The organism is Microbacterium sp. Au-Mic1, from assembly GCF_021341785.1.
Classification (GTDB): domain Bacteria; phylum Actinomycetota; class Actinomycetes; order Actinomycetales; family Microbacteriaceae; genus Microbacterium.
On sequence record NZ_JAJTTF010000008.1, the window covers coordinates 1 to 13,192 of the forward strand.

General features: G+C 69.6%; 10 protein-coding genes. 1 reads left to right on the forward strand and 9 read right to left on the reverse strand.

The window, feature by feature from the left end:
- Nucleotides 1-55: 55 nt before the first annotated feature.
- The 3 genes from gcvPB to LXM50_RS12025 are packed head-to-tail and all read right to left on the reverse strand — an operon-like array spanning nucleotide 56 to nucleotide 5,171.
- On the reverse strand, nucleotides 56-1,696 hold the full coding sequence (gene gcvPB / locus LXM50_RS12015) for an aminomethyl-transferring glycine dehydrogenase subunit GcvPB (RefSeq protein WP_233311564.1): 1,641 nt from the start codon (nucleotides 1,694-1,696) through the stop codon (nucleotides 56-58).
- The gene (gene gcvPA / locus LXM50_RS12020; RefSeq protein ID WP_233311565.1) at nucleotides 1,693-3,069 is read right to left on the reverse strand and encodes an aminomethyl-transferring glycine dehydrogenase subunit GcvPA; all 1,377 of its coding nucleotides are present in this window, start codon (nucleotides 3,067-3,069) and stop codon (nucleotides 1,693-1,695) included. The genes gcvPB and gcvPA overlap by 4 nt, the downstream gene beginning before the upstream one ends.
- Complete coding sequence (locus LXM50_RS12025; RefSeq protein WP_233311566.1) at nucleotides 3,066-5,171, reverse strand: beta-galactosidase; 2,106 nt, start codon at nucleotides 5,169-5,171, stop codon at nucleotides 3,066-3,068. The genes gcvPA and LXM50_RS12025 overlap by 4 nt, the downstream gene beginning before the upstream one ends.
- Nucleotides 5,172-5,294: 123 nt before the next feature.
- On the opposite strand from LXM50_RS12025, the gene LXM50_RS12030 reads away from it, so the two are divergent.
- Nucleotides 5,295-5,951: a GntR family transcriptional regulator gene (locus tag LXM50_RS12030; protein ID WP_233311567.1), complete on the forward strand. Its 657-nt coding sequence runs from the start codon at nucleotides 5,295-5,297 to the stop codon at nucleotides 5,949-5,951.
- A gap of 180 nt (nucleotides 5,952-6,131) precedes the next feature.
- Here LXM50_RS12030 and LXM50_RS12035 read toward each other — a convergent pair whose 3' ends face one another.
- The 6 genes from LXM50_RS12035 to LXM50_RS12060 all read right to left on the reverse strand — a co-directional run bounded on the left by LXM50_RS12035 (nucleotide 6,132) and on the right by LXM50_RS12060 (nucleotide 13,190).
- Nucleotides 6,132-7,028 (reverse strand): carbohydrate ABC transporter permease, encoded by an 897-nt coding sequence (locus LXM50_RS12035; RefSeq protein ID WP_233311568.1) that lies wholly within the window; start codon nucleotides 7,026-7,028, stop codon nucleotides 6,132-6,134.
- Complete coding sequence (locus tag LXM50_RS12040; RefSeq protein WP_233311569.1) at nucleotides 7,025-7,969, reverse strand: carbohydrate ABC transporter permease; 945 nt, start codon at nucleotides 7,967-7,969, stop codon at nucleotides 7,025-7,027. The genes LXM50_RS12035 and LXM50_RS12040 overlap by 4 nt, the downstream gene beginning before the upstream one ends.
- A gap of 1 nt (nucleotide 7,970) precedes the next feature.
- Complete coding sequence (locus tag LXM50_RS12045; protein ID WP_233311570.1) at nucleotides 7,971-9,287, reverse strand: ABC transporter substrate-binding protein; 1,317 nt, start codon at nucleotides 9,285-9,287, stop codon at nucleotides 7,971-7,973.
- A 267-nt stretch (nucleotides 9,288-9,554) separates the two neighbouring features.
- Nucleotides 9,555-11,240: an amylo-alpha-1,6-glucosidase gene (locus tag LXM50_RS18755; protein ID WP_233311571.1), complete on the reverse strand. Its 1,686-nt coding sequence runs from the start codon at nucleotides 11,238-11,240 to the stop codon at nucleotides 9,555-9,557.
- A gap of 61 nt (nucleotides 11,241-11,301) precedes the next feature.
- A complete protein-coding gene (locus tag LXM50_RS12055; RefSeq protein ID WP_233311572.1) occupies nucleotides 11,302-12,243 on the reverse strand; it encodes a carbohydrate ABC transporter permease in 942 nt (313 codons plus the stop codon).
- The gene (locus tag LXM50_RS12060; RefSeq protein ID WP_233311744.1) at nucleotides 12,240-13,190 is read right to left on the reverse strand and encodes a carbohydrate ABC transporter permease; all 951 of its coding nucleotides are present in this window, start codon (nucleotides 13,188-13,190) and stop codon (nucleotides 12,240-12,242) included. Before LXM50_RS12060 ends, LXM50_RS12055 begins: the two co-directional genes overlap by 4 nt.
- Nucleotides 13,191-13,192 lie beyond the last annotated feature (2 nt).

Consider the following 13,192-nt stretch of genomic DNA (forward strand, 5'->3'; position numbering starts at 1 on the left):
GCCCGCGGGCCCGCCGACTCCGGCGACAGGGTTGACGACCAGTCCGATCACGCGATCAGGCTCCGACCGCTACCGGCTCGGCGACGACGAGCTCGGCGTCCGGCAGCGCACTCGCCGCGGGTCCGGCCGGCACCTCGCCGAAGTACTTGCGGCGGTAGGCGCGCCAGGTGATCGCCCAGCGCTCCGGGTCGTCCAGATCGTCGTGATGCGTGTGGTGCACGGTCTGGTTGTGCGGGGCGGTGCGCACGAGTTCAGGGTTCTCCCGCGCCTCCTGCGCGACCTGCGCGAGCGCCGCGACGTACTCGTCGATCTCGGCCTTCGAGTAGCACTCGGTGGGCTCGAGCGTGAACGGCTGCGGCACGACGTAGGGGTGGTGGCTCGTCCAGTAGTGGAAGCCGTAGTCGGCCATCCTGATGCCGATCTCCTCCGAGGAGATCCCGGTCTCCTCGAACAGCTCCTGCCACGAGTACCGCACCTGCTCGATGCGGCGGCGGCCCGTCGCGTAGGGCGCGGACGCCCCCGGGATCTCCAGCACCTTCTTCAGCAGGTAGTTGTTGTTCAGCACCGCGATCCGGGAGGCCTCGAGCATGCCCTCGGCCCCCAGCGCCATGATCCAGGCGTACGCCCGGACGACGTGCAGGATGACGCCGTGGGCCGGAGCGACGTGCCCGATGGACAGCGCGCCCGGCTCGCGGACCACGAAGCGTCCGTCGACTCGCTCGACGCGGGGGCCGGGCAGGAACGGCGCCAGGGCCGCGCTCACCGCGTTGGCGGCGGCCCCCGGACCGCCGCTGCCGTGCGGGGCGGAGAACGTCTTGTGCAGGTTGAACTGGCACACGTCGAAGCCGGCGTCACGGGCGCGCGTGATCCCGAGGATCCCCGCGGCGTTGGCCTGATCGTAGGAGGCGAGGGCGCCGACCTCGTGCGCGGCGTCGACCCACTCCTTGATCGCGGGGTTGTAGATGCCGGTGTCCTCGGGGTTCGTCACCATGATCGCCGCGGTGCGCTCCGAGAGCGCGGCCTTGAGCGCCGCGAGGTCGGGGTAGCCGTCGGCATCCGGGTAGATGGTGATGACCTTGTATCCGGCGACCTTGGCCGCGGCCGCGTTGGAGGGGTGGCTGAAGATCGTCGTGATGACCTCGTCGCGCTGCTCCGCCTCGCCGCGGGACGCGTGGTACGCGCGGATCATCGCGATGTTGGTCCAGATCCCCGCGGATCCGCCCGGGGACGCCAGGGAGACGGCGTCCATGCCGGAGATCTCGGCCATGAGCCGCTCCAGGCGCCAGATGGTCTCGAGCGCGCCCTGGGTGTCGGCCGGATCCTGCGCGGGGTGCAGTGCGCGCAGCTCCGGCACCTCGATGAGCTGGTCGTTGATCTTCGGCGAGTACTTGATCGTGCACGTGCCCTGGCCGATGTCGACGTTGAGGTCGGATCCGAGGTTCTCCTGCGAGAGACGCAGGTAGTGCTTGAGCACGCGCATCTGCGCGATCTCGGGCAGCGCGGGCGGGGTCGGCCGGCGCATGCCCTCGGGGAGGGCGGCCACGACATCGCCGACCGCCTCGCGCACGGCGGGCTCGACGGGCGTCACGAGCACGCCGCGCTCGCCGGGGGTGGACAGCTCGAAGACGATCGGCTCGTCCCAACTGGCCTGGTGGAACCGGCGCGGGCTCTGCTTGGGGGCGACGGGGAGGCTCATGCGGTCTTCTCCTCGGGGTGGATGGCCGCTGCGAGCGCGGCGGCGAGGCGGTCGATGTCGGATGCGGAGGTGGCCTCGGTCACGCACACGAGCAGCGTCTGCTCGTCCACGACGACGCCGGGCTCAATACCCTCGGCGCGCAGCGCGGTGACGACGTCGGCCGCACGGGCGCCGTCGAAGCGGATCGTGAACTCGCGCAGGTGCAGCGCGTCGTCGCCCAGGGCGACGCCGGCGATCGCGGCGAGCTTCTGCCGGGCGTACGCGGTGCGGGCGAGCAGCAGTTCGCCGAGGTCGGCCATGCCCTGCGGCCCCATGAGCGCGAGGTGCACGCCGGCGGCGATGCCCCACAGCGCGGCGGCGGTGCCGACCCATTCCTTGCCCTCTTCGCGGTGCGCGAAGGAGGTGCGGTCGTAGGCGACGTCGCCGAAGCCGTACTCGCCGGGTACGTCGGTGGACTCCAGGCCGAACAGGCGCGAGGGCATCTCCATCACGAACCGCGGCTCGTCGTGTACGGCGATGAAGCCGGCGTGCGCGCCGCCGAACCACTGGTGCAGGCCGAGCGACTGGATGTCGCCGGTGACGATGTCCGCGCCCTGGAGCGCGGGCGGGGTCAGCACCCCGTAGCCGACCGGGTCGGTGCCGACCACGACCACGGCGCCGGCGGCGTGCGCCGCATCGGCGATCTCGCGCAGCTGCGTCTCGACGGCGCCGGTGAAGCTCGGCGTCTCGATCCAGACGGCAGCGACGTCGTCGCCGAGCCGATCCCGCAGGGCCGCGACGTCCGCGATGCCGCCGGCGGTGGGGATCCGCTCGATCTCGAGGCCGGCGCGCGTGTAGTCGCGCACCTTCGAGTCCTTCTCCGGCAGCACGTCGCTCACCGCGAGGACGCGACTGCGTCCGGTGAGGCGCCCGGCCATCGAGAGGCCGGTCGCGGTGGCCTGGTAGCCGTCGTAGGTGGGCACGTTCACGACGTCCATGGCGAGCAGCTCGGCCATGAGCGATTGGTACTCGAACAGCGCCTGGAATCGGCCGTGGTCCTCGTAGGGCTCGCCGGCGTAGGCGGTGAGGAACTCGCTGCGGCGGATCACCTCGTCCACCACCGCCGGCACGTAGTGGTTGTATGTGCCCGCGCCGAGGAAGCTCAGACGCTCCTCGGTGGTGCGGTTCTGCGCCAGGATCCCGCGCACATGCCGGGCGAGGTCCTGCTCGGCCGGCAGCGGCGCGGGCACGTCCAGCGGACGGCGCAGGCGCAGCTCCTCCGGCACGTCGGCGTAGAAGTCCTCGACCGAGGCGGCGCCGACGGCGGCGAGCATCTCGGCGTGGACCTCGGGCGCCGTGTTCGGGATGTACGGGTGCACGAACGTCTGCGTCATGCCAGCTCCTTCGACGGGGTGGTGAGGGCGAGGGTGAGGAAAGGGATCTGCGCGGCGCGCGGCGTGGCGACGACGGCGACGCCGTAGGCATCCAGCGTCACGGCGTCGCCCGTGTCGGATCCGGTGATCAGATCGACACCGGCGAGCGGCAGGTGGAAGGTCACGGGGCCGGCCGCATGGTTCAGCAGGAAGGTGTAGTCGGTCGTGTCGTCCGAGCGGGTCACCGCCTCGGCCTGCACGGACACCTCGTCGCGCGCGGGCAGGCCCGCGGTGCGCACGATGTCGCGGAACACGGCGACGAGCCCCTCGGGCTGCAGCATCGCACTGACGTACCAGGCGGATCCGGAGCCGTGCGCGCGACGGGTGACCGCCGGCAGGCCCGCGAGCTCGCCCGAGGCGTAGGCGCCGCGGATCTCGACGTCCGCGTCGGCCTCGATCCATTCGCTCCAGCTCGGCACCTCGAGCTCCTCGGCACCGTAGGCCAGGGCTTCGGTGCACCCGTCGGCGATCGGCCACTGCTCGTCGACCTCCACGCCGAGCAGGTCGCGCAGCGGGCCGGGGGCGCCGCCGTCGTGCACCTTCTCGGTCGCATCGACGACGCCCGAGAACGGCCCGACGACCAGGGTGCCGCCGCGTTCCACGAACGCGCGCAGGGCGTCCGCGTGCTCCTCCTCCAGGATGTACAGGTTCGGCGCCACGATCACGTCGTAGCCGTCGAAGGGCGTCCCTGCGTCGGCGCCGCCCACGCGCACGGCGTCGACCGGATGCCCCAGGGTGTAGAGCGCGCGATGCCAGGCGCGGGCCTGCTGCGCCCACTGCAGCCGCTGCGACGGCAGCGATTCGATCGCGCTGGACCCCCACCAGGAGTCCCAGTCCACGACGAGCCCCACGCGCGAGCGCACCCGGCTGCCGCGCACCGCCTCGAGCCGGCGGAGCTCGTTGCCGAGCGCCTTCGTCTCCCGGAAGCTGCGCGAGCGCTCGCCGCGGTGGCCGAGCATCGACGAGTGGAACTTCTCCTGGCCGTACTTGGCCTGGCGCCACTGGAAGAACATGACCGCGTCGGATCCGTGCGCGACGGCCTGCAGGCTCTCCACGCGGATCTTGCCGGGAGCCTTGGGCACGTTGATGTCGCGCCAGCTGGTGGCGCTCGCCGACGACTCGAGCAGCAGCCAGGGCCGGCCGCCCTTGAGGGAGCGCATGAGGCCGTAGTTCAGTGCGGCGCCGACGTGCGAGGTCGGATCCATCGGGTCCGGGTAGCCGTCGTCGGTCACGACGTCCTCACGCTCGGCGAAGCGCCAGTAGTCGAGGTCGCGGAACATGCTCATGAAGTTCGTGGTCACGGCGATGTCGGGGGTGACCTCGCGCAGCACGTCGATCTCGACCTGGAAGAGCTCGAGCATCGCGTCGGAGGAGAACCGCTCGAAGTCGAGGAGCTTGGTGGGGTTGATCGGGCCCGGCGCCTTCTTCGGCGTCTCGATGTGCTCCCACGACGTGTAGCGCTGGCCCCAGACGTTCACGCCCCAGGCCTCGTTCAGCCCGTCGAGGTCGCCGTAGCGGGCCTGCAGCCAGCGCCGGAAGTGCCGGGCCGACTCGGGGCACCAGCACCGCGAGACATGATCGCCGTACTCGTTCGAGATGTGCCACATCGCGAGCCCCGGATGCGCGCCGTAACGCTCGGCGATCGCGCGGGTCATGCGGGCCACGTTCTCGCGCCAGATCGGCGAGGAGGGGCAGTACGTCTGCCGGGATCCGAACTCCAGACGGTGCCCGTCGGAGTCCCACGGCGCCATCTCGGGGTGCGCCCGCAGCAGCCAGGAGGGCGGGGTGGCGGTGGCCGTGGCGAGGTCGATCCTGATGCCCGCCTCGTGCAGCAGATCGAGGATGCGATCGAGCCAGGCCCAGTCGTAGACGCCGGGCTCGGGCTCGAGCTGCGGCCAGCTGAAGATCGGCAGGCTCACCATGTTCACACCCGCGTCGAGCATGAGGCGGATGTCCTCGCGCCACACCTCCTCCGACCACTGGTCGGGGTTGTAGTCGCCGCCGAACGCCAGGGCGTCGATCCGGACCTCGCGGATCCGCTCGTCGTCGAGATGCTGGGCCACCAAGGCTCCTCCCTGAGTCTGTACAGAAACGCTGTTCAATGTATTCTGTATACAGCAAGGGTATGGCGAATGCCGGATCCGGTCAAGCCGTAGGCTGACCGCACCGGCCGAAGGGGAGAACGAATGGCTATCGAACGCAAGAACCTGCGTTCCCAGGTGCGCGAGGAACTGCTCACCCGCATGCGCGCCGGACAGGTCAGGCCCGGCGAGGGCATCAACGAGGTCCAGCTCGCCGCTGAGCTGGGCGTCAGCCGCACACCCCTGCGAGAGGCGCTGATCGCCCTGGAGTCCGAGGGGCAGATCAGCAGCGAGAACGGCAAGGGATTCCGTTTCGTGCCGCTCAGTGCGGGCGAGTTCGAGGATCTCGCGCCGGTGATGGCGACGCTGGAGAGCCTCGCTCTCGAGCTCAGCCCCGTCGAGGACCTGAAGAAGGTCGGGGTGCGTCTCGTCGAGCTCGCCGACGCGTTCACCGACGAGCACGTCGAGCACGCTCTCGTGATGACCAAGGACGACGAGTGGCACGCGCTCATGCTGTCCGTGTGCCCGAACCGGCGCCTGCTCGATGTGATCGAGAGCGTGCGCGGATCCTTCCATCGCTATGAGGCCCTGCTCGTCGCGGACGACGTGAAGATCGACCGGGTCGCGGCCGAGCACGCCGCGATCGCGCATGCCCTGGCGGACGGCGACGTCCCTGCCGCCGTCGAAGCGCTCAAGGTCAACTGGACCCACGGCATGCAGCGGATCCTCGACAACTCCTCGAGCGCCTACTTCTCGGCCTGAGCCCCGCCCGGTCACGCGACCGTCTGCACGACCCAGGAACAGATGCACGACGGATCCGGTGGTCCCATCGTGCATGCGTCCCCGAGTCGTGCAGACGGCACGGCCACCGCACGGACGGCACGCCCGCCGGCACGGCCGGACCGGCCCCAGGCACACCCGGGCCGGCCTGGCCGGGTGCACTCAGCCCTTGACGGCTCCCCCGAGCAGGCCCGCCACGAACTGCTTCTGGAACACCAGGAACAGCACGAACAGCGGCAGCGTCGCCAGCAGGGATCCGAGCATCAGCCCCGAGTAGTCGACCCGGCTGAGCCCGATCATCGTGTTCAGCGCGACCGGAACCGTGTACCTGTCCTCGGAGTTGAGCATGAGCAGCGGCCAGATGAACGAGTTCCACTGGCTGATGAACGTGTAGATCACGAGCGCCGCGATCTGCGGACGGGCGACCGGCAGCACGATCCGGTAGAACGTGCGCAGCTCGCTCGCACCGTCGATCCGGGCCGCCTCGATGAGCGAGGTCGGGAAGTCGAGAAAACCCTGCCGCATCAGGAAGATGCCGAACGCGTTCGCGAGGAACGGGACGATGAGCGCCTGGTAGCTGTCGATCCATCCCGCACTGGCCATCATCTGGAACAGCGGCACGAGCAGCACCTGCATCGGAATCATCATGGTGACGAGGATCACGCCCAGGAGAACGCCCCGGCCGCGGAACCGGTAGGTCGCGAGACCGTAGCCGCACATGATGCTGATCAGCGAGCTGAACACCGTGTAGACCATGGCGACGAGCACGCTGTTGAGCATCACCTGCCCGAACCCGACGCTCTCCTGCAGCCGTCCGAGGTTCTGCCAGAACTCGCCACCCGGCAGGAGCGGCAGCGGAGTGACGAAGAGGTCGCTGGTCTTGTGCGTGGAGGCGATGACCATCCACAGGAACGGGATGAGCGCGAGCACGCTCGCCACGATCATGACCGCGTAGACCGGCGCCCGCAGCACGATCCGGCGCAGCAGCGGCTCACCGGCGCGGGTCGTGGGCTGACCGGCGCGCCGGCCGCGGCCGGTGGTGATCAGCTGCGTCGTCATGGCTTCTCCCTCATGATGCGGAACTGGATCACCGCGATGATCCCGGTGAGGATCACGAGCATCCAGGCGATCGCGCTCGCGTAGCCGAAGTCGAACTGCTGGAAGCCGATCTTGTACAGGTAGAGCACCGGGGTGAGCGTCGCGTTGTTCGGCCCGCCACCGGTGAGGATGAAGTTCTCGTCAAAGAGCTGCAGCGCGCCGATCGTCGACGTGACGCTGGTGAAGATCAGCACGGGCCGCAGCTGGGGCACGACGATGTGCCGGAAGGTCTGCCAGCGTCCGGCGCCGTCGATGCGGGCCGCCTCGTACAGCTCGGGCGGGATCGACTGCAGGCCGGCGAGGATGATGACCATGTTGTAGCCGGTCCAGCGCCAGGTGATCGAGGCGATCACGGCCACTCTCGCCCACCACTCGTTGTTGAGCCAGTCGATGGGGCCGGCCCCGAACAGGGCGAGCACCTGGTTCAGCATGCCGCCGTCCGTGGTCATGATCACGCGGAACACGACGGAATAGGCGACGAGCGTCGTGATGGACGGCAGGAACGTGAGCAGACGGAACCCCGCCCGGAAACGCAGCCATGCCTGATTCAGCAGATAGGCGAGCCCGACGGCGAGCGCCATCATGATCGGCACCTGCACGACCAGGATCAGCAGCGCGCTGCCCAGACTCTTCAGCACCAGCGGATCCCGGAACATCCGCGCGTACTGGTCGAGTCCGACGAAGGTGCTCACCCCGCCCGAGGTGCGGAAGAAGCTCTGCAGCAGCGACACCACGAGCGGGTAGGCGAAGAACAGCGCCAGCAGCACGGCCGCCGGAAGGGCGAACCACAGTCCGGGGCGCTGCATGCGAGCGGCGAAGCGCCGGCCCTTCGGAGGGGAGTCGCGACGGTTCTCGTCGTGGCTCCCCTCCGCGGAAGGCCGCCGCACAGTGGCGACCGTCATGTCAGCCCGCGATCTTGCGACCGGTCGAGTTCGCGATCTGCGCGGCCGCGTCGTCGAGCGCCTTCTTCGGATCCTCGCCGTTCAGCACGGCGGCGCCGACGGCGTTGATGACGGCGTCGCTCGCGACCGACTGGTCGGACGTGAAGGCGACGGACGGGATCTTCGGCGTCAGCTCCGCGAACGTCTGGAACACCTTCTGCCCGCCGAAGTAGTCGCTCGGCTGCTCGAAGAAGTCGGCCTTCAGCGCCGGCAGATAGGCCGGGAACAGGCCTTCCTTCTGCATCATGCTCGACTGGTTGTCGGTGTTCGCCAGCACGTAGGCCATGAAGTCGGCCGCGAGCTGCGGGTTCTTCGCCTGGGAAGGGATCGCGAGCCCGGATCCGCCGTTGTTCGAGGTCGGCGCGCTGCTGTCGTCGAAGACCGGAAGGTCGCGCACGGCGTACTTCCCGCTGAGCTCGGGGGCCTCGCCCTCGAGCGTGCCGATCCACCAGACCGCCTCGGGGGTGACGGCGGAGTCGCCGTCCTTCGCGCTCGTGACGCTCGCGTCCCAGCCCTTGGCGTTCTTGATGAGCCCCTTCTGCTGCATGGTCTGCAGCAGGGTGAGCGCACGCACGGCGTCCGGCGAGTTCACCGTGATGTCGCCCTTGTCGTCGAAGTAGCCCGCGCCCTGCTGCTGCAGATACATCGAGAGGGATCCGCCCGAGGCGAGATCGGCGGTGAGCAGCGTGTGCCCGGTCGCGGCCTTGATCTTCTCCCCTGCGGCGACGAGGTCGTCCCAGGTCTTGATCGAGGCGGGATCCACGCCCGCGGCCCGGAAGTAGTCGGTGCGGTAGTAGAGGCCGACGGTCCCGGAGTCCCACGGCGCCATGCGCAGCGCGCCGTCCTTGCCGGTGCCGGTCGACCACTTGAACGGGTCGAAGTCGGCCTTCTTGTCGCCGAGCACGGGCGAGAGGTCGACGAAGCCCTTGGGGAACTGCGTGAGGTAGCTCTGGTTGTGATCGGTCTCGAGCGTGATCAGGTCCGGAAGGCCGGTGCCGGCCTGCAGCCCGACCGAGATCTTGTCGTAGGCGTTGTCGTAGCCGATGTCGACGACCTTGATCGTGGTGCCCTTGTGCGCCTTCTCGTAGTCGGCGCCGAGCCGCTTGAGCGCGGTCGCGGCGACATCCCACGACCAGATCGTGATCGTGCCCGTCGCCTGGGCATCCGGCTTGAGAGCCTCACCACCGCTCGGCGCCCCGCCACCGAACGCGCACCCGGACAGGGCGATGGTCGCCACAGCGCCGATCGCCAGCGCGAGCATGCCGCGTCGCTTCATCATGACCTCCTCGTCAGAATTGGATACTGCATACAGTACACATGTGTTCACGTGAACACCAGAACCGTCGAGAACTCCGGAGCGGGGCACCCGGGCAGGGCCGTCCGGCGCGCACCCACCCTCTCGGAACACCGAAAACACCCTCTCCGCCGCGGCCGGTCGGCGCCCCGAACCCCCACGAAACGCCGAGACCCCCTCTCCGCCGCGCAGGCAGGAGGGGGTCTCGACGCTCTGAGGGGGTCTCGACGCTCTGGAGGGGGTGCGCCCGCCTCAGCGGCTGAGGGTGACCGCGAGATCCAGGAACAGCGCGGCCGACCAGCCGAATGCCGTCGTCGCGCGCTCGGCCTTGAGACCCGTGCGCGGATTGAAGTACTCGTGCGGTCCGCCGCCGTGGATCACCAGGCGCACGGTCTGCTCGCGCAGCTCCCTGGCACGCTCCGGCCGTCCTGCCTCGTCCAACCCCTCGGCGATGAGCGCGCTGGTGTTGATCCAGATCGGGCCGCGCCACATCCGTTCCGGGGAGAAGTCCGGATCCGACGCCGACACGGTCGGCAGTCCCCACTCCAGCGCGTACCGTTCCGGGTCGTCGATCGCTGCGAGCAGGGCGGCGCGGGCGTCCTGCGGCAGCCCTTCCACGCGCAGCGGCATGAGCCCCACCACGGTGTCGCTCGCGATGCGCACCCCGTCGCGGTCCGACACGGGCCCGCGCGCGATGAAGCGCCGTTCGGCCGGATCCCACAGCTTCTCCATCAGGAGCGCGACCGTGCGGTCGGCGCGAGCGAAGTGCGGCGCGATGTCATGACCCGGCAGGTAGCGCGCCGCGAGGGCGGCGATCTCGCGATCCTGTTGCACGAGGTAGGCCGCGAGATCGGGCGCCGTGGTGGGGATCGGCCCGTCGAACACCGGGCTGTCGTCGAGGCCGGAGGAGTACGGGTGGCCGTACTCCGGCAGCCCGTCGCCGTCGAGGTCGGATCCGTTCTGTTCGGGCCCCGCGAACCACCAGTCCTGCGAACGGATCACCCGCTCCAGCTGGTCCGCGGCCCATTCCGGCGCGTCCTCGACCTCGAGCACCTTCCGCAGCGCCCACGCGGCGAGCGGCGGTTTGGTGAGCGGCACGGGAGCGGTCGGATCCGCCACCTGCGAACCCGCACGCCGCAGCGTCGCCCGATCCGACTCGGGCAGGTCGTCGCTCGTGGCGAGCACGCCCTGCTCGTGCACGACGTCGGGCAGCTGCCCGTTGGCGCGCGGGAACCGGAACGCGAGCTCGAGCTGCTCCCTGGCGAGCTCCGGGTCGCCGTGGCGCAGCCCGACCGCGATGAAGTACGCGTCCCACTGCCAGAGCCCGACGTAGCCGATCTTCGACGGCACGATCGCCCGAGCCCCCTCGAGCGCCGGCAGCTCCACGATGTTGGCACCGAGCACCCACCAGCAGAACGCCGCCATGTCCTGCAGATCCTCGCGCACCCGCGGGCAACGGTCGAACCACTCCTCCCACAGCGCCCGCAGAGCCGCCACGGCATCGCGATGCGCGCCATCGGCCTGCGTCGCGACCGCGACCGTCCGGTCGGCGGCGACGTCGATGCGCAGACCGGATCCGATCTCGTGCCGGGACTCGGTGCCGTCCGGCAGCGTGAGGAGCACCGACGCCGAGGGGTCGCCGCCGATGCTGAGCGCGCGCAGGCCGTCGAAGGCGAGGGTAACGCTCCCGAACGAGATCCGGTGCGGTTGCACGTCGACGACCGGGAGGACCCGGCCGGCCCCGTCGTGCACGAGGAGCCCGTCCAGCACGCGGCACTGGTCGAGCCGCCGTTCGTATTCGGAGGTGTGCACGCGCACGCCGTCGCCCTCGCGGAAGACCAGCAGGCGCGAACGGGGCATCGTGAACGGGGCGGTCACCAGGTCGAGGTGCCCGCCCGCGGCGAGCGCGAGCTCCGCAGCGGACGGCGTGTCCGACACGGACGGCGTGTCGGACACGGACGGCGGGGCCGACGCCGCTGAGGTGCGGGGATCCGTCACGTCAGCGCCCGCCGAGGCCGGACGCGGCCATGCTGTTCAGGATCCGGCGCTGTCCGATCACGAACACGATCAGCATCGGCACGGTCGAGATCGCCGAGGCGGCCATCACCAGACCGTAGTTCACCGAGCCGAACTGCCCCTGGAACGACTGCAGTAGCAGCGGGACCGTGAACAGGTCGGGCGTGTTGAGCAGCACCAGCGGGAACAGGAAGGAGTTCCACACGTCGAGGGCGACGATGATGCTGAGCGCGGCGAGCCCCGGCTTGAGGTTCGGCAGGATCACCTGGAAGAAGGTGCGGATCCGTCCCGCGCCGTCCACGAGCGCCGCCTCCTCGAGCTCCCGCGGCAGCGAGAGCACGAACTGGCGCATCAGGAACACGGCGAAAGGGTTGGCGATCATGCCCGGGATGATGAGCGCGAGGTGCGAGTCCACCCAGCCCAGCTGCGACATCAGCAGGTAGAACGGGATGAGCGTGACCTGCTTGGGGATCATCTGCGTGGCGAGGAAGACGATGAACAGCACCTTGGACCCGCGGAAGCGGATGCGCGCGAACGCGTAGCCCGCCATCGACGCGGTGATGAGCGTGCCGATGACGACCAGCACCGCGATGTAGGCACTGTTCAGGTACGCCTGCGCGAACGGCACCGCGTTCCACGCCTGGACGTAGTTGTCGACCGTCCACGGGCTCGGCAGCAGCGACAGCGGGTTCTTGAGCAGCTGCGGCAGCGTCTTGAACGAGGTCAGCAGCATCCACACGAACGGGAAGACCATGCCGAGCCCGGCGACGATCAGCACCACGTGCAGGACGGTGGCGGACAGCCGGCGACGGCCCTTGCCCGCGGGGCGCGGACGGATCCGCCTGCCGGGCGCGACGAGCGCGATCGTGGAATCGGTGGCGGGCGCACGGTCGCCGGTGGCGAGGCGCGGGGTGTCGACGCTCATGCGGGGTCATCCTCGTAATGGACGAACTTCTTCTGCGCGGCGAACTGGATCCCCGTGATCACGAGGGTCAGCAGCAGCAGGATGATGCTCGCGGCCGATGAGAGTCCGAAGTCGAACTTCTTCATGCCGAGGTCGTAGATGTGGTAGACGATCGTGCGGGTGGCGTTGTCGGGTCCGGCGTTGTGCACGAGCACGTACACCGTGTCGAAGGTCTGCAGCGACGAGATGAAGGCGATCACCGAGGAGAAGAAGACGATCGGAGACAGCAGCGGCAGCCGGATCGCGGTGAACAGCCGCCAGGCGCCGGCTCCGTCGATCCGCGCGGCCTCGATCACCGACGGCGAGATGTTCTGCAGCCCGGCGAGGAAGATGATCACGTTGAGACCCAGCGACGACCAGATCGTCACGATGCACACGGCGATCAGGGCGAGTCGCGGATCCTGCAGCCAGTCCGGCGGCGCGACGCCGAAGATCTTGGAGATGGCCGACGACAGGATGCCGTCCGCGCGGAACATCTGCTGCCACATCATCGCGACCGCCACCGTCGAGGTGACCACCGGCGCGAAGAAGAGCACCAGGTACAGCGTGCGGGTCTTCAGTTTCTCGAGCGCGACCGCGATGGTCACGGCCAGCGCGAGGCCGATCGGCACCGTGATGATCGCGATGAGCAACGTGTTCAGGATCGCGCGGCCGAAGAGCGGATCGGCCAGTTCGGTGCTGAAGTTCTCGAAGCCGACCCAACTGAGGTCGGTCAGGCCGTCCCAGTGCGCGAACGCGAGCACGAGGCTCGCGAGGAACGGCACGAGCACGAACAGGCCCATGCCGATCAGCTGCGGCCCGACGAAGGCGTAGCCCCAGCGCCGGTCGCGGCGCCGCCAGGCGGCCTCGCGCCGCCACCCGGGCGCCGTCGACGACGACGCCCGGGTGCTCACCGACGGTGCGCTCATGC

Coding starts and splice junctions, on each gene's coding strand:
- gcvPB (WP_233311564.1), bottom strand. CDS start 1,696: ATGAGCCTCCCCGTCGCCCCCAAGCAGAGCCCGCGCCGGTTCCACCAG.
- gcvPA (WP_233311565.1), bottom strand. CDS start 3,069: ATGACGCAGACGTTCGTGCACCCGTACATCCCGAACACGGCGCCCGAG.
- LXM50_RS12030 (WP_233311567.1), top strand. CDS start 5,295: ATGGCTATCGAACGCAAGAACCTGCGTTCCCAGGTGCGCGAGGAACTG.
- LXM50_RS12035 (WP_233311568.1), bottom strand. CDS start 7,028: ATGACGACGCAGCTGATCACCACCGGCCGCGGCCGGCGCGCCGGTCAG.
- LXM50_RS12040 (WP_233311569.1), bottom strand. CDS start 7,969: ATGACGGTCGCCACTGTGCGGCGGCCTTCCGCGGAGGGGAGCCACGAC.
- LXM50_RS12045 (WP_233311570.1), bottom strand. CDS start 9,287: ATGATGAAGCGACGCGGCATGCTCGCGCTGGCGATCGGCGCTGTGGCG.
- LXM50_RS12055 (WP_233311572.1), bottom strand. CDS start 12,243: ATGAGCGTCGACACCCCGCGCCTCGCCACCGGCGACCGTGCGCCCGCC.
- LXM50_RS12060 (WP_233311744.1), bottom strand. CDS start 13,190: ATGAGCGCACCGTCGGTGAGCACCCGGGCGTCGTCGTCGACGGCGCCC.